Origin of the sequence: Chengkuizengella marina (assembly GCF_009910845.1) — a bacterium.
Taxonomy (GTDB): Bacteria; Bacillota; Bacilli; order Paenibacillales; family KCTC-33759; genus Chengkuizengella; species Chengkuizengella marina.
The window spans coordinates 89,750-111,126 of sequence record NZ_SIJB01000028.1 but is presented as its reverse complement, the minus strand read 5'-3'; the positions used below and the strand labels follow the sequence as shown (position 1 = coordinate 111,126).

Genomic DNA, 21,377 nt, shown 5'->3' with positions numbered 1-21,377 from the left:
CAATATTGATTAAAATGTTAATTGTTTAATTCATAAATGTCAATACTTTTTATAAATTTATTGAGAATGATTATCATAATCAAAATAAATTCATATACTTTATTGTCAGGAAGGATACCTACATATCAATGACTTCTGTATTTAATCATACAACTAAAAGATGGTTGGGTCTGTTCTTATTATTTAATCTTTTATTTATCCTTTTCATTTCTAGTATAAAATTTGGGGAGTATTCTACTCAGTGGAAGGATATCCTCTATGCGTTTACTCACTTTGATTATTCGAATGAACACGTGATTATTCGAGATGTACGTTTTCCCAGGGCATTAATTGCTATCTGTATAGGGGCTAATTTAGGTATAGCTGGAGCACTATTACAATCTTTAACTCGCAATCCTCTTGCAGATACAGGTATATTGGGAATTAATGGTGGAGCATCTTTGCTAGTCGTGTTAGCCGTAACTTTATTCTCGATAAGTTCATTAAATCAATTTACTTGGATTGCTTTCTTAGGCGCCGCCATATTTGGAACCATTGTATATGCTTTAGGACAGACAACAAAAGGAGATCATTCTCCCATTCGTCTAACATTGGCTGGTGCAGCTGTTGCTGCTTTTACAACTTCTTTGAGCCATGCTTTTTTAATTATTAATGCTAGTGCACTTGATGAAGTTTTGTTTTGGATTTCAGGTTCTATCGCTGGAAGAAATATGGCAATGCTTATAGAAATTTTTCCTTATATGTTGATTGGTTGGATAGGTTCTATACTTATTGCAAAAAAAATAGATGCATTACAACTTGGTGAAGATGTCGCCAAAAGTTTGGGTCAGAACACTGTCTGGGTAAAATTAACAATGGGACTGCTGATCATTATATTAGCTGGTAGTTCTGTAGCCATAGCTGGCCCTATTTCTTTTGTTGGTTTAATCATTCCACATATGGCTCGATTTTTTGTTGGTCTAAACTCACGTTGGGTGATCATTTACAGTGGTTTATTAGGGGCAAGTTTACTGCTGTTAGCAGATATGATCTCTCGTTTGATCGCAATGCCACAAGAAGTACCAGTAGGAGTAACTACCGCTATCATCGGTGTCCCGTTTTTCATTTATATCGTTCGTAAAGGAAGAATGCAATCATGAAAAAAATGATCACTATTCAAACATCTAACTTTTCTTTTTTACTTTCGAGTAAAACAATGATCGTTTTAATCAACCTATTGATCATTCAAATTATATTATTTTGGTTAAGTCTTTCGCTAGGGAAAACTTTTGATCCACTAACATCATTAAAAGTCCTTCTAGGTCAAGGATCAATGAAAGACAACTTGTCAATTATTCATCTACGTATGCCACGAGTCATCATAGCATGTTTAATTGGTTCAGCTCTTGCTGTTTCAGGTGCAATATTGCAAGGTATGATCAAAAATTCTTTAGCTTCACCAAATGTAATAGGGATTAGTGGAGGAGCATCAGTAGCAGCAATAAGTTACATCACTCTATTTCCTGCTGCAAGTATTCAATTTTTACCCATAGTAGCCTTTGTTGGTGCTCTCATTAATGGAATGATCATTTACTTTCTAGCCTGGAAAGGTGGCATCTCTCCAATACGATTAGTATTGATTGGCATTGGCATGTCAGCCGTATCCACTGCAATGACTACGATGATGATAGTAATGGGACCCCCACATATAGCAAGTAAATCTATGACCTGGTTAACAGGCAGTATTTATGGGGCTAGCTGGACTCAAGTATATATATACCTGCCATGGATTATTGTATTCCTCCCTGCAGCGTTTCTCTTACTGCGAAGCTTAAATGTGACACAACTCGGTGATGACATTGCTATTGGGGTTGGCAGTCCATTGCAAAAACAGCGTATTATATTTTTTATCATTGCTGTGGCCTTAGCTGGCTCCGCTGTAGCTATTGGTGGAACGATTGCGTTTGTAGGCTTAATGGCGCCTCATATTGCTAGAAAATTAGTTGGACCTGGATTTGGTGGTGTTCTCCCAACTTCTGCTTTGATTGGGTCCATTATTGTTATGTTATCAGATCTAATAGGTAGAACTGCATTTCAACCTATTAGCATCCCAGTAGGGGTTTTTACTTCCGCTATCGGTGCCCCTTTTTTCATTTATTTATTATTAAAAAAAACTCGCTAATTAGCGAGCTATGATAAAACTTTTAAGGTGGGATAAACATGTCTTTAACCACAAGTCAAATCACGATGAAATACGGTGAAAAATTAATTCTTGACCAATTAAATATTAAGATCCCAGAGGGCAAGATTACTGTTTTCTTAGGAAGTAATGGTTGTGGCAAATCAACTTTATTACGAAGTATGGCACGACTGTTAAACCCTGAAGCTGGAACAATTGTATTAGATGGTAAAAACATTCATCAGATGTCAACCAAAAAATTAGCAAAGCAACTTGCCATATTGCCACAAAGCCCAACCGCTCCCTCAGGACTTACTGTACTAGAACTCGTAAAGCAAGGCAGATATTGTTATCAAAGCTTTTTGCGTCAATGGTCAAAGGTAGATGAAGAAAAGGTAATACAAGCTTTACAAGAAACACATATGGAAGAATACAAGGATGTACCTATTGATTCACTATCTGGTGGACAAAAACAAAGGGCATGGATTGCCATGACTTTAGCACAAGATACAAACACAATCCTTCTAGATGAACCCACAACTTATCTTGATGTAACGCATCAGATTGAAATTCTTGACTTATTATTTGAATTAAATGAAAAAGAAGATCGTACCATTATTATGGTTTTACATGACATCAACCTTGCATGCCGTTATGCTCACCATATTGTAGCGCTTAAAGATAAAAAAGTATTTGTAGAAGGCAAACCAGAGGATGTTATTTCACCCGAAATGATTCAACAAGTATTTGATCTAAAATGTAAAGTTGTCTTTGATCCCATTTTTTTTACACCGATGTGTATTCCAACTGGAAAAGGTAGAAGAATTGAAAGAAAGGAACTAAATCATGTTATCGTTTGAACAGGAGCAATTTATCAAAGAAAAATTTCATATTGTATTTGAAAAACCGGATCATCCTACTACTACCTTGCTAGGTAAAGACTTAATTGATGAACAAAGATTAAAAACGTGGTTATTCCGATTTGCAGAACAAATAAAAACAGAAGATTTGGCTGCTGCTGCGTCTATTTTCAGCAAATACTATGCGCATATGATGTGTGCTATTCCATTTATCATGAGTTTTTATCGTAAACCTATTGCAACTGACTTAAAAAATATTACGATCTATTACGTAAATAAAAATACTCCTTATATTTATATCGTTCCATCAGCCTGGATAGAAAAATCAGAAAATATATTTACTGATAGAGATAATACTTTGTCTACTTTATTTAAAAATAATTTACAGCCCTTTTTTGCTCTATTAAATCAGATGACAAATCTTAAAACATTAATTCTATGGGAAAATGTATTAGTATACATTGATTATTTGTATAAAGAAGGGCTTAAAATGGTAGAAGATCATTCAACTCGTAATCTTATTGAACAAGATTACTTGTATATTACTCAGAATGCAAAACCTGAATTGTTTGGTATAAATTCTACAAATCCGTTATCTATTGATGGTAAAATGATAGATCACCCTGAACAAAAAGGAGAATCTTACCGTATAAGAAAAACATGCTGCTTAAAGTACCGAACAATGGAGCAAACCCATTGTAGAAACTGTCCTATTGCTAATCAATAGTGTATACCAGCGATTCACGTTTTTTAATATTGTACCTGAATCGCTGAGACTGATTAAGAAATAGATGTAGATTTTTGTGTTCTTTCTCCTTTTTGAAGCTGATACATCTTATGATACCGACCTTTTAGTTCCATCAACTCTTCATGATTACCACGCTCTACAATTTCACCTCTATGAAGTACTAGAATTTGATCTGCATCCCGAATGGTAGACAATCTATGTGCAATCACAAACGTTGTTCTTCCTTCACTTACGACCTTAAGTGCTTTTTGGATTAACCCTTCAGTTTCACTATCTATACTAGCGGTGGCTTCATCTAATATTAAAATGGCTGGATCAAAAGCCAGCGCTCTTGCAAATGAAATCAATTGTCTCTGCCCTGCAGATAAAGTACTTCCTCGTTCAACAACTGGTTCATCATACCCTTTAGGAAGCTGTTCAACAAATGTGGAAGCCCCTACTTTTTGCAACGCATCTTTCACTTTGTTCATATCTATCTCTTCATTATATAAACTAACATTAAACTTTATATCCCCAGCAAAGAGGAATGGATCTTGTAATACAATTCCCATATGTTTCCGTAAAGCTTGTTTGGACAATTTAGTTACATCTACATTGTCAATCGTTATTTTTCCTTCGTTTTGTTCATAAAACCCTAATAGAAGATTCATAATGGAGCTTTTTCCTGATCCAGTATGTCCAACAAGTGCGATCGTTTCTCCTTTTTGAGCTTCAAAAGAAATATTTTTTAATACATTTTCACCAGACTTATAGGCAAATGTCACATCATCAAATCTAACACGTCCCTCTGGACGAGGTGCTTGATCCGCATTTGAAATTTCCTTTCCATCCATGTCGAGTATGGTAAATACTCTGCCAGCTGAAACAAAAGCTCTTTGTGCATTGGTTAGCTGATCAAATATGCCTATGATAGGTTGAAATATACGTCCTAAATAATCTATAAATACGTAAAATACCCCAAATTGAATCGCTCCCTCTAGTGATTGACTCCCAAAGTACCAAATAACCATTGCTGTTACTAGTCTACCAATCGTTCCTACTGCATTTCGAGATGAAAGGGCAAAAACACGAAACTGTTTTAATTGATTTTTATAACGATCTTGATTTAATTTTTCAAATTCCTCCACCGTTAATCTTTCTCGTTTAAATGCTTGAATAATTGGCATTACATGAATAGATTCATTAATCATCGCATTCATATCACTTAAACGAGCACGCATAATCGTAATAAACACTTTTGAATATTTAAGGTGTATATACATGATCAATGCAAAGACAGGCAGAAGCAGAAGACAAAGAAATGCTAATTTAAAATCTAAAATAAATAGAAATACATAAATACCTATTAACTGTACTGTACTTACTACAAAAGTAGCCATAAAACTCATAAATAAATCTCGTATTGCCTCAGTATCATTCGCAATTCTGGAAACAACTTGACCAATAGGTGTATTATCAAAGTAACGTATTGGAATACGTTGAATATGTTTCATTAAATCCATCCGCATATTTTTAATAATGCGTAAGGCAGTCGTTTGTAAGGCATATCCTTGTATAAAATTTAAAACACTTGCTGTAATTAGGAGACCTACATACAGACCAATTAAACTCAAAATAGGTGATATTTCTATAACTTCATTAGAAAGATGATTATCAATAATGATCTGAATAATTAATGGTCCTCCTAATTCTGCTCCAACAGCACCACAAAGAATAAGGAGTGCGGCTATAATTCTAAATTTATAATGAAGAGCATATTGAAAAAGTCTTCTGGAAACGTTTTGTTTAGACTCCATGAAATATCACTCCTTTCAAAATAAATCTCTTGTTTAATCATCTAAACTTGCTTCCATCTGTTGATGCTCCCACTGCTCTTTATACCAACCACCATGAAACATGAGCTCTTCATGTGTTCCTTCTGCAATCACTCGACCTTCATTCATAACAAGAATCCAATCAGCATGACTCACGGCTGATAATCGATGCGAAGTAATTAAAGTAGTCTTTCCAGCACGTTCATTTCTGATTTCATGTAAGATTATATTTTCCGTTTTAGCATCTACGGCTGATAATGAATCATCTAATATTAGAATTTCAGCATCAAGCAACAAAGCTCTAGCTATCGCAACTCGCTGTTTCTGGCCACCAGACAGCATAACACCTTGCTCGCCAATTACCGTTTCAAGTCCATCGGCCATTCTAGATACATCTTTTGTGAAAGAAGCCATTTTAATAGCACGATCAATCTCTTCTTGGGTTGCATTAGGTTTTCCTAATTTGATATTTTCCTTTAATGTTTTAGATAGAAGCATATGCTCCTGTGGTACATAGGATACCCAGCTCTTCATTTGTTCTAGACTAATTTGTTCCACAGGGATATCAGAAATAAATAATTTTTCATTATCGATTGGATATTGCCTCAACAGTTGTTTTAACAGCGTACTCTTTCCACTTCCAGTTCGACCTACAATTCCTAACGTCTGTCCACGTTCTAAGCGAAAAGAGACTTGTTCCAAACTATTTGCAGTAGAACCTGGGTAATGAAATGTAAGGTTCTTCATTTCTATACTTAATGGAGCATTTACTGTTGTTGTAACTTCTCCATTCTTTACATCAGGTTGTTGAGATAAAATGTTATCCATTCGATCTGCAGAAGCACTTCCACGCTGTAAAACATTTATAAACTCACCAAAAGCAATCATTGGCCATATTAACATACCTAAAAAAATATTGAACGTTATTAAATCACCCAGTGAAATTTCATTTTGAATGACTAAATACGAACCGTAACTAATTCCAATAGCAACACTTAAACCAACAATGAGTGAAATTGAAGGTTGAAAAAGGGCATTAAATATAGCCACTTTTCTATTTTTATTTAACACTTCTGTAGTTACATGATCAAAAGCCGCAATATCATTTTCCTCTTGTACATAGGAACGGATTACTCTCATCCCTGATATAGACTCCAAGGCTTGATCATTCATTTTACCAAATGAAGCTTGTGCTTCCAGAAAATTTACTCTTACATTTTTCCCAAGTTTGTTGATCACTAAAGCTAGAAAAGGGAGAGGAATGAAAGCAGCCAGCATCAATTTATAACTAATTAAAGAAACCATCATAATTACAACAACAGAAACACCTACTATCGTGTTAACCAAGGTCATAACACCAAATCCAGCTGTTTGTCCGATTGCGAGAACATCGTTCGTAGCTAATGCCATTAAGTCTCCTGTTGTATTTCTTTGGAAAAAACCTGGAGTCATCTTCGTTAAATTTGTTAGTAGTTTTTTTCTTAAAATAGATTCGACCAAAGCAGAGTTACGAAACAAAGTTGTAATCCACGTAAAAACTAATATGTAAAGTAAAATGGCCAAAAACAGAAGTAAAAGTACGGTTTTGGTTAAAGATTCTGATGTTAACTTATTCTCCCCAATTTGATCTACAATATTTCCTATCATAATCGGTGGAATCATGGTAAGGAGAGTCACAATGGTCATAATAGTAATGGCTACCACGTAACTTTTCCAACGCTGTTTAAAAAACCATTTTAATTTGATTACAAAAGACATATATCTACCCTCTTTTCAAGCTAGAATCAGATACCAAACATATTAAAGATAGCAGTAAATCTACCAATATTTGTTCTTATTGATTAAAAATCAATTTCTTTTAAAACTTGTTGTAACCGTTTCAATTCATCATTTGATAATGTTACACCTTTTCCCATCTTCTCATGGTTAGGAGACCAGTCACGAATGTCATACTTAGGATCTCGACCATTCCAACTAATTAAGTTAAATTCCTTTGTCCAACCTTTAGGTGATTCTGAAAGTGTTGCAATCGTTTTAAGTATTTCAAATTTGATCTCTGCCATGAAGAACCCTCCATTATATTGATTATGATTAAATGAATAAATATATGAAATGAACGTTATTTGTTCTATATTAGAAATATCTTATCATTAGAGTAGTAAGACTTAATTATAACATAAAATAATATGGATACAAACATTTGTTCTAAATCTAGTATATTTAGTAAAAGCGGTGTTCGTTTTAATATTTTCCAAAAAAAGAATAAAAGAAATTTAAAATGAGATTTAAAACCTCCTGACATACAAACTAAAATGCATCATAAACTAAAATAGTTAATATCCAATTTATAGATTGAGGAGCTGTTTTTATGTATAAACGACCTCAAAATCATTATGAATTTGGAATAATACCTCAACCAATAAGAGATGACGGGGCTGGGGCAACTGACCTCGGACCAAGAGATATTATGCGTGATTTAGAGAATTCAGATATGTTCGTACCTCCTGTTACTGATTCTGGAAGAATCCCAAATCTTAAATTTTCTTTTTCTGATACAAATATGCAGTTATATCACGGAGGATGGAGTAGAGAAGTAACTGCCAGAGAACTACCCATTGCAACAACACTTGCAGGAGTCAATATGCGACTGTTGCCAGGAGGAGTTCGTGAATTGCATTGGCATAAACAAGCAGAGTGGGCTTATATGCTTTTAGGAAAAGCACGAATCACAGCCATGGATCAAGATGGAAGGAACTTTATTGCAAATATTGAAGAAGGCGATTTGTGGTACTTCCCACCAGGAATACCGCACTCTATTCAAGGGTTGGAAGAAGGCTGCGAATTTTTGCTTGTATTTGATGATGGAAACTTTACAGAAAGTGATACCTTCACGATTTCAGATTGGTTTGCACATACCCCAAGAGACATTTTATCTGCCAATTTTGGTGTGTCAGAAAACGCCTTTACTTACATCCCCAAAAAACAAACATACATGTATCAAGCAAAAGTACCTAGTTCATTAGAAAGTGAAAAAGTAAAAAGTCCTCATGGTACGGTCCCAAAAAGCTTTACTCACAAATTACTCGCACAAAAACCTATTCAAACATCTGGAGGTACGGTTCGTATAGTAGATTCTACTAATTTTCCTATCTCCACAAGAATTGCTGCTGCATTAGTTGAAATTAAACCTGGTGCAATGAGAGAAATGCATTGGCATCCAAACAACGATGAATGGCAATATTACCTTACAGGTTCTGGGAAAATGACTGCTTTTGCAGCAAATGGAACAGCACGCACATTTAATGTCAGGGCTGGTGATGTTGGGTACGTTCCCTTAGCTTTCGGGCATTATATACAAAATATTGGAGAAGATAGTTTATGGTTTCTTGAAATATTCCAAAGTCATCGTTTTGAAGACATCTCATTAAATCAATGGATGGCACTAACCCCTCATGAACTTGTCCGAACCAACTTACATGTAGGACCTCAATTCATGAATACCTTACGGAAGCAAAAATTTCCCGTTGTTAAATACCCAAAATTATAAAGTATATATCTTAAACTCCTAATGTATGCATAGCATAGTATTATACTGAGATTATACTAAGGGGGAATTAAAGTTGAACAATGAAACACAACTAACTGCGTGGGAAGAGCATCAATTTTGGCTGGAAGTATTAGAAGACCATGCTCATTTCATTCACGATTTTTTAGCCCCATCTGAGCAAAAATGGATAGGAATTGCTTCCCAATATATCCAAGCATTCCGTTCTTTAAGAAAAAAACTGGACTCTATCGATCCAGAACTCTCTTATTCTTCACCTGAAATGAAAAATTTTGCTTCTGAAGTTTATCCAGTTGCAGAAGGATATTATAAATTTGAAGGATATATACAGCACTTAAGACTTCAAAACAAAGTGAATTTAAATATGTGGCCAACTTACTTAAATGGGACACTAAGCGAAAATAGAGAATATCTTAGAATATTATCTTATAGCATGCGAGGTGAAACCCCACCCCCTTTATCATTAGTTGATTTAATGGAACTTTGGTTAGACGATCACCTAGGACACGCACATTTATTTATAGACATCATGGACCCCGTAGAAACCCTTCTAATAAAAGAGGCTGAAGAATCAGAAAAGAAATTTCTAGCACATATACTAAAAAATCGTCAAATTAGAGGTTATTTAATATTTACTGCACCTGGTTTCCCAGTTCAAAGAGCGTTTGCCAAAGAAGTATCTGAATCTGTTGTTTCATTATATCGTTTAGTAGAAAAACTAGTTGAGATGTATAAAGACAGTGAAGTTTTAAATAGGTCAACACTTCGTTTCATTGAACACCATTTCCCTGAATCATGTTATTTCCTACGCAAATTAGCTGCATATAATCCTGATATTTATAAAATCGAAAATTGTCCATTAACAAAGCCATCATTCCAGGAGGGGAATGGATAAAATAAAAAGCCATCAGACTATGTCTAATGGCTTTACAAAACTAATATTTATTTAAACTCATCAAGGTACTCTCTAATCTGATCAGGAGTTTTTGCAAACTTACTGTGTAAATGAGCAATTTTCTCCCCATTTTTGTAAACTAATAAACTTGGAATGCCTCTAACTTCATATTCTTCTGATAGGTTTTGAAATTTTTCTGCATCAATCGCTAAAAACTGTTTATCTGAATGTTCTTCAATAATAGGATCAATGAATCGATCAAGGTTCTTACAATCAGGACACCAAGTTGTATCAAATTTCATTACAGTAAATTTAGCATTGCTGATCTGTTCTTTAAATTGCTCTAATGTTTGAATTCGTTCCATTTAACATCTCTCCTTTATTTGTATGTGCTCATTATAATACTTACTTAATGATAGTATCTGTTAAATATATTACAATTTAACATTTAAACTATGAACCTGACATAACGAAGTTATAGTAAAAGAATTATAAATACGTAGTGTATACCTAGACATGGTTTATTACGTATGTTTTTATATTGAACAATATATTTAAAAATTTATAGCATCTTGAATCCGTAAAACCATCGCAGCCAATAGGGACAATTAATTGTAACAAAATTAAACCTTTGAAATAAAATGACTAGTATAATGATAAAGAAAGCAAACAATATATTACATCACTGATTGATAAAAGGGAGAATTATGTCTTTACTATTAAGTATATCTATAGTATTCACTCTTGCTATACTAGGAAATATTTTTGTAGGGGATGCTCTAACTGTTTGGTATGCGCAGCTAAATAAACCTTGGTATTTAGTACCTTTATGGTTTTTTATCATCGTTGGAATCCTATATTATATAATGGGGGGAATCATTTTATATAGACAAATTAATAGATTTACTGAATCAAAACTTCGAAAAAACGCACTAACCCTTACCCTAATTATGCTGATTGGAAATGAATTATGGAATTATTTATTTTTTGGTCTGGAAAGCATATTTTTAGGCTTTATTAGTTTATTCCCTTTTATTTTGATTGTTAGTTTATTAGCAATTATCCTTAAAAAAATGGATGTCTTTTCTTTTAAAATTCTATTACCTTATATTTTTTGGTTAATATATGATTTAATATGGACATTTGGTTTATATATGCAAAATTAGTAATATTCATTTAAATAAGAAAATAGACCGCTAAAAACGATCTATTTTTGCCCAGTGCGTTTATTTAATTGGTCTAATTGTTTTAATTATTTAAAACACTAGATAAAGCTACTGCAAATTCAGCGCGAGATACTTTTAAGTTAAGCTTAGCATTCAATTCATCATTAGAAATATCAGTTTGAAATGCTTTTGCAATAATTACGACTAATTGCTCATTAGTTAACTTCTCATTAACACCAAATTTACCGTTACCATATCCTTGAAATATACCTGCTTCTGTTACTGCAATGATTGCTTCTGCATAAGGGCTTAAAGTGTCTACATCTTTAAAATCTGACTTATTCTCAGATGTTTCTAAATGTAATGCACGCTGTAGAAGTAATGCAACTTCACCACGAGATATTTTTTGCTCAGGTTTAAAGGTATTCTCGCTATCAATTGGTAAGATTCCTTTATTTACTAAGTCATTAATTGCTCCATATCCATCATCTGATTCTGTAATATCACTATATTTCATTTTATCTCTTTGCAATAATTCAAATATTTTTTTAGCATTGTCAGTGTTGTCAATTAATCCTGCAAAACGATCTTTTTCAGGACCGAAAGCATAGACAGGGACTTCTTCCCCTGTATGTCCGCCGGTTGTCCATCCAGATAAGGAACGTTTATTAAAAATATCTTCTATTGCATTATCAATCGCAGAGTCCCTTTCTTCTTCATCCACTTCTGATGCATCTTTAACAGATTGAAGCTCTTCTTCTGTTAATTCTAAATCAATGTATTCGTTTAATGTTTGTTCAACATCGGCTCCATTCACAATCTCATCTGCCATAAAATCTGGTGTTCTTTTTACAGCTTTAATTGGATCAATGAAGAAGTTATATACTCCATCCGCTCCTATAGAAAATCCACCTGTCGAATGATCTGCAGTAACAACAACAAGCGTTTCACCATCTTTTTTTGCAAAATCAATAACTTCTTTAAAAGCTTCTTCAAAATCTATCATTTCACTCATTGCTGCAACTATATCATTATCATGACCAGCCCAGTCGATCTGACTTCCTTCCACCATCAAAAAGAACCCATCTTTATCTTCACTTAATCTATCAATAGCAGCTTTAGTCATATCTCTTAAAGAAGGTGTATCTTCAGTACGATCAATCATTTTATCCATGCCTTTAGGTGCAAATAATCCTAAAACTTGATCATTATCATCCTTCAAAAGTTCATCACGAGAAGTAACATAACTATAACCATCTGCTTCGAATAACTCAGCAATATTACGATCTTCACGTACAAAATATGATGTTCCACCACCTAGAATAACATCAATTTTATGTTGTCCATCTATTAAATCATCATAGTAGTCATCCGCGATTTGATCATAATTTTTACGAGATTCATCGTGTGCAGCATAAGCAGCAGGCGTTGCATGGTTAATTTGTGATGTTGCTACTAAACCTGTTGACATTCTATTTTCTTTTGCTTGCTCAAGTACTGTTTTGACTTCTGTTGTTTTATCGTTATCTAAAGCAATGGCCCCATTATATGTTTTTACTCCTCCAGACATCGCTGTAGCTGCAGAAGCAGAATCTGTAATATTTTGTTCTTCATCTTCTGGATATGTCGTTTGCAAACCTACCAAATAAGGATCAAAAGCTGTTTTTTCATATTCAGATGTATTTGGATCGTCATGCCAGTATCGAAGTGCAGTCATATACGGCACACCCATTCCATCTCCAACCATGAATATAATATTTTTAACTTTTTCTTTTTTTGGAGCTGCTTCCGATATACTACTTCCCCCGGCTATCACTCCAAAACTACTAACAACCAAAGAACTAACTAAACTAGCAGATAATAATGTTTTCTTCCAATTCATCATTTATTATTTCCTCCCCCACTTATTCAATCCTTTCTTAATGTACTGCTAATGAATTAAATGGGGATGAAATAAAAACCCTATTTATGTTATCTTTCAATAAAATCTATGTTAAATATTAAATTAATATATAAGAGATCATATTCCTGCTTGAAAAAATGATAGTTTTGGATGTTAATTATGATTTTCTTCCATACTTTCATTTAACATCTGAATTGCTTTTTTCAATTTCTCCTTTGGAATCTTAACAATCGCATCTCCAATACTTATCTCAAAATAACAGCTTTCTTCACTTTTTTCTTTTACAAAACTTGTAAAACCAATCTCAGTTTTTTTATAAATAGAAGTAAGTAAAGTTTCTAATTTATCTTTAGAAATACTTAAGTGTACATGAAACATGTTAGAAACTGGTTGTATAGGAAGGGTAGAGACAGCAAAACACTGATTGAACAATTCAGCTATTTCTTTAGCGTACTCATAGTACTGATTCATCTTATCCAATCTCTGCTCAAAATAATAATCAGAGCTTACAATATAAGGATAAAGACTTATTAGATCACCACCGTGTCGTCTTTTCCATACTTTAGATTCATTCGTAAAGTTTTTGTCACCCGCAAGGATAGCACCCGCAATCCCACCTATTCCTTTATAAAAAGAAATATAAACACTATCAAATAGATTGCATATTTCAACTGCTGATTTTTTATAATATGGTAATATTTCAAAAATTCTAGCTCCATCTAAATGCAACATAATGCCTTCATTACGACAATAACTAGATATTTGTTCAATTGTTTTGAAATCTGGTAATTGACCACCTATCTCACGTTGAGGTAATTCGAGTAATAAGCAAGCCACATCCTCCTGCATGTTCAACACATCTTCCATTTCAATCAACCTTGTTTTATCAGCCAGCAATACAGATTCAATGTGATGCAACTTTTTTAATCCATCTTCTTCATGAATCTCTAAATGAGACAATGGATGATATGCCACTTTTCTTAGTTGTTTTTTATCACACCAAATTCTTAATGCTATCTGCTGCGCCATCGTTCCACTTGGGAAAAAGACTGCCGATTCTTTTCCTAAATAAGCCGCCACCTTAGCTTGAAAATCTTCTATAATTTTCCCCTTTCCATACATATCACTTTCTTGTAGTTCATTCAAATCATTTATAGACTCTTTTAATATTTGAATATTTCTTCTCCCATGACCACTAAGTTGATAGTTGGTCTGTTTATATGCTTCAGCTAGAGCATTACTTTGACTCATCAATATAACTCCTTTCAAAGTATCTATTTCTTCTGCAGTAATTCAGCAATGCCAACAGCTATTGCTCCATTGAGCAATCCAAAAAATGACAAAATCATAAATTCATTTGAATCAGAAGATATAAGTGACATAACTAAAAATACAACACTTAAAAACATGGTTATTATTCCAAGGATAAACAAGAAAACACTGAATTTCATAACTCTATTGTCACTACTTTCATTTTTAATACTTACTAACTTCTATTATAATAGAAAGAGGGATTGTCTGTAGATTTAAAATCTATAGACAATCCCTACAATTATTTTATACTAACATAAATGCTAATATTATCAATCTTTTCCCTTACCTTTTTTCTTTCCTTTTCCCTTATCCTTAGTAATAATTTCATAAGTAAAATCTACTGCACCTTTTTCACCATTTTGTGGAGCATACCAGATCACCATGTAATTCGTCCCATTTTTAAACAATCGACGAATTTCAAGTGCATCTTCGTCTGTTACGTTAAATGGTTCAACATTAATAACTCTATATTTCGATTTACTATCATTTTTCCCATATTTACGTTCGTTGATAAAAGTTACTGCATACTCAACATATATTTCTTTTAATTCATTTAATGAATATAATTCATCTAAAGAACTACCACCTTGAGTATAACCAATTTCAGGTATAGAAATATTATCCACAAACCATCCTGAATCATTATAACCCCAATCTGTTAAGTAACGGAATGCTATCCAAACTTCTTGTCCTGTGTATGCAGATAAGTCAAATGTTTCTTTTTGCCAATCATCATAATGTCCTGTAAATCCAGGTAGGTTTTCTTTAATTGTTGGATAACCTTCGTCTACAACATCATAGCGTGTATTCTCATTTTCTAAACTAGTCCACGTTTCCCCTTCATCTACAGAGACTTGAACCACACCGAAATCCCATTGCTCTTCAATATCAATATAATTATCGAATGTTAATGTCGCTTCATCTACACCTGAAAGATCAGCTTTGATTACGACACTATCATCAACCTCATCTCCTTCATTTGCCCATAGTACAACATTATCTGAACCTAATGGATCTGCAACAGGCAACCAATTTGGAGGAAGGAAGTCAACACCATCAAAGTTAATCGTACGAATTCTTTCTTGAATGTCAATCACTTTATAGTCAGCTCCCCAAGCCGGAACCCCTTCTTTCTGAAACTCAGCTGCTGAATCAAAGTTAATTTTTAAATCAATGCTTTCAAACTCGTATTTTCCTCTTCCAGGTCTAGGACTATCTATAGCTAAAGCCGTGCTGAAGTTTCTGAATAATTCACCAAATTCAATCTTTGTATTAAACGCATCTAATTGATTATTTAAACTTTCAATTCCATTTGCCTCATCATTGAGTAAAGCTTGGACAAAATCTTTACCAAATTGCTCACTTAAATAAAGCTGTAATAAATAGGCCTGACCATAATCTGCTAATGTTTCAGGAACCCCGCTATCATAATATTCATCCCATTCTACTAGAGAGTTTTCTGGATGATCTAGGAAGTAATTCACATGTCCCATTGGATGACCATACCCTACAATATATTCTGCGAAATCAGACATACCTTCATTAATCCAGTTCGTCTCATCTCTATCTTTATCACTATGAATAAGATGCTGATATTCATGAGCTACAGTACCAAAAAATGTACTTTCTAATCTAGTCTCCCAATCCGCAGAATCGATAGATATAATATTACGATCTATATATTGTTCATAAGCTGTCCAGAAAAATCCAGCAACGAAAAACGGATAAGACGGATCTTCGAATTGCTCATCAATAATATTATCTACTAAAATAATATTTTTACCTTCCTCAGATAGATAATAATCTTCTGGGAAATCTACTAGAGCAGGTAGTTCTGCATTAGATCCAGTAAGCAAATCAGGCTCTCCAAAAAAGTCTACTACTTTAGGATAAATAGTTTGTTCAAACTCATCTCTCATTAGATCCGCTTGTTCTTGTGTAACCACATGAGCAGGGCGACTATCTCCCTCAGGGAATGAAAGATCATCAGCTACCCATACTTCTACATTATCGCCAACACTTCTTAATGTAAATTCTTTCAAACTTAAATCTCTATTTAAGAAATATTTAGTACCCCCATCAAAGGTAAAATTACCGTCTGAAGCCTCTTCTGAATTAGAATCTTCTTCCTCTTCAGGAAAAATATCCAATTGTTCTCTTATTTTTTCCTCAGCCTCTTGTAAAAAATCTTGATCTTCTGATTGAAGTCTTAATTGAGAACCAATATCAATAACGTCTCCATTTATTGAGGGATTTACCTCAATAGTTTGAGCTGAAGTATTTTCATCGATAGATTCAGCAGAAACTTGACCTCCAGAAAATGCTGGAACAATTAACGAAATAGATAATACCGCTTTTGAAATTGTAGAAATTACTTTTTTGTTCATTATTTTTCTCCTCTCATTTTCTACTTTTTTTTACAAAACCTCTTAAATTACTTACGAAGTGCACTTCTAAGGCCTTGTAATATAAAGTATACAATCATAAATAGGTAAATTGTGTCGAATTTTGTTAGTATAAAGCATAGTTTTTTAGGAACTTTTGTCGTAATTTATGGTATTTTTCAATTATTATCTAATTATGTAATATTTTAATATATTGCTATGTATTTTAATATTTTTATAGTAATAGTTAAAAGAAATACTATATTGTTATTCTAAATTTACATCCTTCAATCTTTCAAAGGTACTAAATTTAAGTATTTTATAGGAATATATTTATTAAAAAAGGACTGCCTTAAGATAGTCCTTAAAATTATTTAAGCTACTTTTTCTTTTTGTAATAATTTCATAGTCTACTACACCTTTTTTCTCCACCTATTGAAGCGTGCCAGACAATCATAAAATTTATACCATTTTTAAATAGTCGACGTAGTTGAAGTGCATCTTTTTCTGTCACATTAAATGGTTCTACATCTACGACTTTATATTTTGATGCTTTCCATCTTTACCTTAAATTCCTCTAATGTATAAGTAATCTCCATAAATAAAAACTAGAAGAAGATATCCTCTTCTAGTTAAATAAATATTTTTTTAAATTAACAAATCTACAACCTAGGATCAATTTCTTTTTCACCCGCAACCTCAAATAACAGATTTGCCACAACTTGCTTGTAGGTTTCATTGTCTTGTTTTATTTCATCATAACCGATACTCAACATCTTATTTCCTAGGTAATATTCGTTAAAAGAAGTACGAAGCTTTTTATTAATCCTCTTCTGTTTTATTAACTTATTATATTTATGTGGGAATCGGTAATCGTAACCGTAAATGATAGATAAGTAATTTGGGTTTCTAACTTTCATATAAGGAACTACACTATTTTCGACTACTTCAGGTTTGATCACAACACCCTCCAGGCCATCTTGGGCAGTTAACTTAGAGAAAAACTGTTTAGCTATTTCGTAACTTTCTGGCTCAGTTAAATCAATGGTGATGAACTCATCATCTGATAGGAAACGATACATTTCCGAAGTGACCCAATCAGGCATTTCTTCTTTTCCATTTTCGTAGACCACTTTTAACAATGCAAAAGGTTTATACTGCAGATCTTCTTCTTGGGCATATAATTCAAGCTGCTCTTTGTAATTTACATAAGCTGCTTCATGCTCTTCTAATGGAACATACGATTTCATAACTTCATTTAAATTTTTATAGTTTTGATAGATGCTTGCACCATATTTTTGATTTAATTCCTTTTTATCAATGTGAAATTGATCCTTTTCAAAACCACTTTCATTGTAATTTTCAGTTAATTCCTCAAGTGCATCCTCAAACCCATTTTTTCTTAAAAAATCAAACTCTGTTTCTAAAGCTTTTTCAATGGGTTTAAACTGTCTCTCAATCAATCCATCTCCAAGTGCTCTCCACGGTAATAATTCTCCATCCAATATGAGCATTTGAATTTTATTCATCTCCATATATCCACCAAATTTGTTTAACAACTGTTGATAAACCTCAGTTAAGTCAATTTGTTTAATTTTATACCCATTACGGCTCACTGCGAAACACTGTTCAAGGACCTTATGCAAGTAGATATTACATCTTGATCCCATATATTTAGGCTGAAGCACAAGCTTCTCAATCCCTTTTTCTGCAAAATAATTCAATCCGGATTTTAACGATTCGAGATTATGCTCCACTTCATCTTTATCTGCAGGAGACATCGTTCCTGATATAAAGTTGATTTTGTTGCGAGAACAGTAAAACAATCTGCGAGCTTCTTCATTTTCTAAATCTTGAATGGATACTTTTCTTTCACGTTTAAACAATGTTGGAAGATCATCCTTGAGAACCGCTTGCTTGGATTGATGTGATTTTATAAAAGGTCTAAAGGAGATACTTACAGATGTTAGTGCATTGCCGTGTGCACTTCCTGTATCAATATGAATTTTATTTTTAATACGAAACGCTTTTTTTGCTGCAACATGCCCAAACACATGATAAGGATAATTGCTTACCGCTTCATCTTCTAAGAAAGTTAATTGTTCTTCTAGAGATTCATCCCGATTGATTCTGAAATTACGTTGATGGCGAACAGAATTCGGATCTAATTTTCCAATGTATTTGTTTTTGCAAGGTGCATGTGTGACAACAAAAGAGGGTCCACTTACACCTATGAACCTATAAAATGGCTTGGATATAGAAACTAGTTCATTAAACTTTTCTAGTAAAATTTCATCTTTAAACAAAACATCAGTAGAATCAAAGTAAGTATGAAGAAGCTCTTGATCAACTCCTTTAATTTCCCCACGAATATACTTATAAACAAAATTTTCATGATTACCCAATACAAACAAAAAGTGCACTTTATTTTCATATAAAAATTCAATGATTTCTTTGGTTTGTTTTCCTTTGTCGATCCAGTCACCGACTAGAAGGATTTTTGTATCTTTTAATTTGTCAGGAACTATAATCTGATTTGCTTTTATGGAGTACCCATGATCCTTCAATAAGCTTTTTAGCTCATGAACACATTCATGTACATCCCCAACAATGATGACCCTTTGGTCCTGAGGTAATATCGTTTCAAAATATTCATCCTTATCTTCAATCACAACGGTATAATCTGGATTTGCTTTCCCCTCAGTGATTGAGTAAAAATTTTTTCCACGCACTTTATGAATTTTACTGTATCCTTCTCTTGCCAGTGAACCAAGTACATCTCTTTTTAATCGATTGATGTGATTTGAGATTAATTTCTTGGAACGTTCAGAAGCGTAATAATCTTCTCTTTTTTTATAATCAAAAAGGATAACTTCTAAGTTATAGTTATTTTCATGTGCAACGTTTTTAACTTTTGCTCTAAAATCCTCAGATAACCCCGTTGTATCCACAATTACGAATTCCGCGTTAACTGGGAATGAAGTCACCATTTTTAGTTTTTCAAACAATAAATGAAAAGCCTGATCACTTGCCTCCAACATAAGCTGATCGTATTTATCATAATCTACACCAAGTACTTCTTGTCGAATGCGATCTGATGAAATGTATTGTATATTGGAATTCACATTTTTCGATTCATCCTCAAACTTTAACTGGGGGATTAAAACCTCATTAGCAAAAGTGGTTTTACCACACTCCGTTGAACCGATCAGCATGAAGATCGTATGCATTTTTGTTTGTATCTGCATCGTTATGCCCCCTTATTCCTTAAAATGACACCTTGCGTTGTTTGAATGTTATTTACTCCATCACCTACAGCTACAAATTCATAGTCTAGGTTTAATTCTTTCGTCACATCAATAAACCATTGTCTAAATTGTTCCTGGCCCATTTCCCATTTGTGATCATCATGTCTAAAATTGTTGATTTCATAATACTGGTTAAAATCAGAATTCGGCGTTGTAATAATAAAGTTGTCAAAGTTGACATGCTTTACAATTTGCAGGATAAAATCTTTAGCTTCTTCCTCGCTCATATGCTCAATCACTTCCGTTAGGATAATATCTACTTGCTCTCCTTCATACCCTTCTAAGAAGTGATCAATAGAATGAAACGTAATCATATTGTTGATCTCTTTAGATCTTGCTTTCAAATTCACATCTCGAAGCAATTCTTTATCGATATCAATGGCATAATAGCTTTCTTCAATTTTTTTTGAAAAAGGAAAGGCATAAAAACCTTCCCCACATCCAATATCTAATATGGATTTATCAAAAGGTAGGGAGTTTGCAATGTAGTTTCTCCGCTGAAAAGCAGTGCCTCCAAAATCAAATTGAATGTTGTAACGTTTTGTATTTTCCAGCGCAACTTTATACTTATTAAATCTTTTTTTAGAAGACAAGAAGTTTCTAACGAATAAACTGCGTATATAAAATGGTGCATCGATGACATTGATACTCTGAATATATTTTTCCAATAACCTATCAGATATATCGAGATACTCGTTACCAAACATAGAAAGAAACAAACACAACACACTTGAAACATGCAATAACTGATATAAGCTTTTTTTAGTAGAAATCGTTAAAGCGTAACTTTTATGTGTAAGAGGCTTCGCATCAAACGTAAAACCCTTCATATGTTTACTAAAAAAATCAATATATCTAATTCTATCGATATGTACCATATTAATGAATAATGAATGCTCATATCCTTCTTCATCCCGTTTATCCCATGTTTTCAGAGGCGTTTTAAAAAACTCATTTATTGCAGCTAAAGGAAATAGAGGACTGTTATAACGAGAGACATTCAAATATTCAAAGCTCTCATTTTTATCTTGTTTAAAGGACACTTCATTGTCTGCATCCTTGAAATATACATTAAATGTAGCTTCATCAGAATACCAGCCATAAGCTTTACCCTTGCGAATGGATTTAAGCATCATGCCTGAATTTGGATTTTTCTTGATCATAAATGAAAAGTTCGGGTTCGTTGAACTTAATTGGACGACTGCCATAACTATGTACCCCCTAAGATATAATCATATCTTATTTAAAAAACTGAATAAGAC

The 21,377-nt window shown here is 33.3% G+C and carries 17 protein-coding genes; 7 read left to right on the top strand and 10 right to left on the bottom strand.

Annotated features, from left to right (window positions below; genetic code table 11):
• Positions 1 to 128 precede the first annotated feature (128 nt).
• The 4 genes from ERL59_RS13190 to fhuF are packed head-to-tail and all read left to right on the top strand — an operon-like array spanning position 129 to position 3,745.
• Positions 129 to 1,139 carry a FecCD family ABC transporter permease gene (locus ERL59_RS13190; protein ID WP_160646699.1) on the top strand — a complete coding sequence of 337 codons (1,011 nt, stop codon included), beginning with the start codon at positions 129 to 131 and terminating at the stop codon, positions 1,137 to 1,139.
• Positions 1,136 to 2,161 carry a FecCD family ABC transporter permease gene (locus ERL59_RS13185; RefSeq protein ID WP_160646698.1) on the top strand — a complete coding sequence of 342 codons (1,026 nt, stop codon included), beginning with the start codon at positions 1,136 to 1,138 and terminating at the stop codon, positions 2,159 to 2,161. The genes ERL59_RS13190 and ERL59_RS13185 overlap by 4 nt, the downstream gene beginning before the upstream one ends.
• Positions 2,162 to 2,199: 38 nt before the next feature.
• Entirely contained in the window at positions 2,200 to 3,018 is an 819-nt protein-coding gene (locus ERL59_RS13180; RefSeq protein WP_160646697.1) for an ABC transporter ATP-binding protein, read from the top strand.
• Complete coding sequence (fhuF, locus tag ERL59_RS13175; protein ID WP_160646696.1) at positions 3,005 to 3,745, top strand: siderophore-iron reductase FhuF; 741 nt, start codon at positions 3,005 to 3,007, stop codon at positions 3,743 to 3,745. Before ERL59_RS13180 ends, fhuF begins: the two co-directional genes overlap by 14 nt.
• Before the next feature lie 53 nt (positions 3,746 to 3,798).
• On the opposite strand, the gene ERL59_RS13170 is transcribed toward fhuF, so the two are convergent.
• The 3 genes from ERL59_RS13170 to ERL59_RS13160 all read right to left on the bottom strand — a co-directional run bounded on the left by ERL59_RS13170 (position 3,799) and on the right by ERL59_RS13160 (position 7,643).
• On the bottom strand, positions 3,799 to 5,562 hold the full coding sequence (locus tag ERL59_RS13170; RefSeq protein WP_160646695.1) for an ABC transporter ATP-binding protein: 1,764 nt from the start codon (positions 5,560 to 5,562) through the stop codon (positions 3,799 to 3,801).
• A 33-nt stretch (positions 5,563 to 5,595) separates the two neighbouring features.
• Positions 5,596 to 7,338 (bottom strand): ABC transporter ATP-binding protein, encoded by a 1,743-nt coding sequence (locus ERL59_RS13165; RefSeq protein ID WP_160646694.1) that lies wholly within the window; start codon positions 7,336 to 7,338, stop codon positions 5,596 to 5,598.
• A gap of 83 nt (positions 7,339 to 7,421) precedes the next feature.
• Complete coding sequence (locus ERL59_RS13160; RefSeq protein WP_160646693.1) at positions 7,422 to 7,643, bottom strand: YdbC family protein; 222 nt, start codon at positions 7,641 to 7,643, stop codon at positions 7,422 to 7,424.
• Between the two features lie 305 nt (positions 7,644 to 7,948).
• On the opposite strand from ERL59_RS13160, the gene ERL59_RS13155 reads away from it, so the two are divergent.
• Positions 7,949 to 9,127 carry an oxalate decarboxylase family bicupin gene (locus tag ERL59_RS13155; RefSeq protein ID WP_160646692.1) on the top strand — a complete coding sequence of 393 codons (1,179 nt, stop codon included), beginning with the start codon at positions 7,949 to 7,951 and terminating at the stop codon, positions 9,125 to 9,127.
• Positions 9,128 to 9,200: 73 nt separating this feature from the next.
• Positions 9,201 to 10,040, top strand: a complete 840-nt coding sequence (locus ERL59_RS13150) for a DUF2935 domain-containing protein (RefSeq protein WP_160646691.1) — start codon at positions 9,201 to 9,203, stop codon at positions 10,038 to 10,040.
• Positions 10,041 to 10,087: 47 nt separating this feature from the next.
• On the opposite strand, the gene ERL59_RS13145 is transcribed toward ERL59_RS13150, so the two are convergent.
• The gene (locus ERL59_RS13145; protein ID WP_160646690.1) at positions 10,088 to 10,405 is read right to left on the bottom strand and encodes a thioredoxin family protein; all 318 of its coding nucleotides are present in this window, start codon (positions 10,403 to 10,405) and stop codon (positions 10,088 to 10,090) included.
• Between the two features lie 342 nt (positions 10,406 to 10,747).
• On the opposite strand from ERL59_RS13145, the gene ERL59_RS13140 reads away from it, so the two are divergent.
• Positions 10,748 to 11,206 carry a TspO/MBR family protein gene (locus ERL59_RS13140; protein ID WP_160646689.1) on the top strand — a complete coding sequence of 153 codons (459 nt, stop codon included), beginning with the start codon at positions 10,748 to 10,750 and terminating at the stop codon, positions 11,204 to 11,206.
• A gap of 82 nt (positions 11,207 to 11,288) precedes the next feature.
• Here ERL59_RS13140 and ERL59_RS13135 read toward each other — a convergent pair whose 3' ends face one another.
• The 6 genes from ERL59_RS13135 to ERL59_RS13115 form a co-directional block, all read right to left on the bottom strand.
• Positions 11,289 to 13,091, bottom strand: a complete 1,803-nt coding sequence (locus ERL59_RS13135; RefSeq protein ID WP_160646688.1) for an alkaline phosphatase — start codon at positions 13,089 to 13,091, stop codon at positions 11,289 to 11,291.
• 171 nt (positions 13,092 to 13,262) lie between these two features.
• Complete coding sequence (locus ERL59_RS13130; RefSeq protein ID WP_160646687.1) at positions 13,263 to 14,360, bottom strand: threonine aldolase family protein; 1,098 nt, start codon at positions 14,358 to 14,360, stop codon at positions 13,263 to 13,265.
• A gap of 23 nt (positions 14,361 to 14,383) precedes the next feature.
• On the bottom strand, positions 14,384 to 14,518 hold the full coding sequence (locus ERL59_RS21325) for a hypothetical protein (RefSeq protein WP_268894516.1): 135 nt from the start codon (positions 14,516 to 14,518) through the stop codon (positions 14,384 to 14,386).
• Between the two features lie 174 nt (positions 14,519 to 14,692).
• Positions 14,693 to 16,810, bottom strand: a complete 2,118-nt coding sequence (locus ERL59_RS13125) for a M6 family metallopeptidase (RefSeq protein WP_201763560.1) — start codon at positions 16,808 to 16,810, stop codon at positions 14,693 to 14,695.
• A gap of 659 nt (positions 16,811 to 17,469) precedes the next feature.
• Positions 17,470 to 20,055: a metallophosphoesterase gene (locus ERL59_RS13120; protein WP_160646686.1), complete on the bottom strand. Its 2,586-nt coding sequence runs from the start codon at positions 20,053 to 20,055 to the stop codon at positions 17,470 to 17,472.
• Between the two features lie 2 nt (positions 20,056 to 20,057).
• Positions 20,058 to 21,323 carry a class I SAM-dependent methyltransferase gene (locus tag ERL59_RS13115; protein WP_160646685.1) on the bottom strand — a complete coding sequence of 422 codons (1,266 nt, stop codon included), beginning with the start codon at positions 21,321 to 21,323 and terminating at the stop codon, positions 20,058 to 20,060.
• Positions 21,324 to 21,377: the final 54 nt, after the last annotated feature.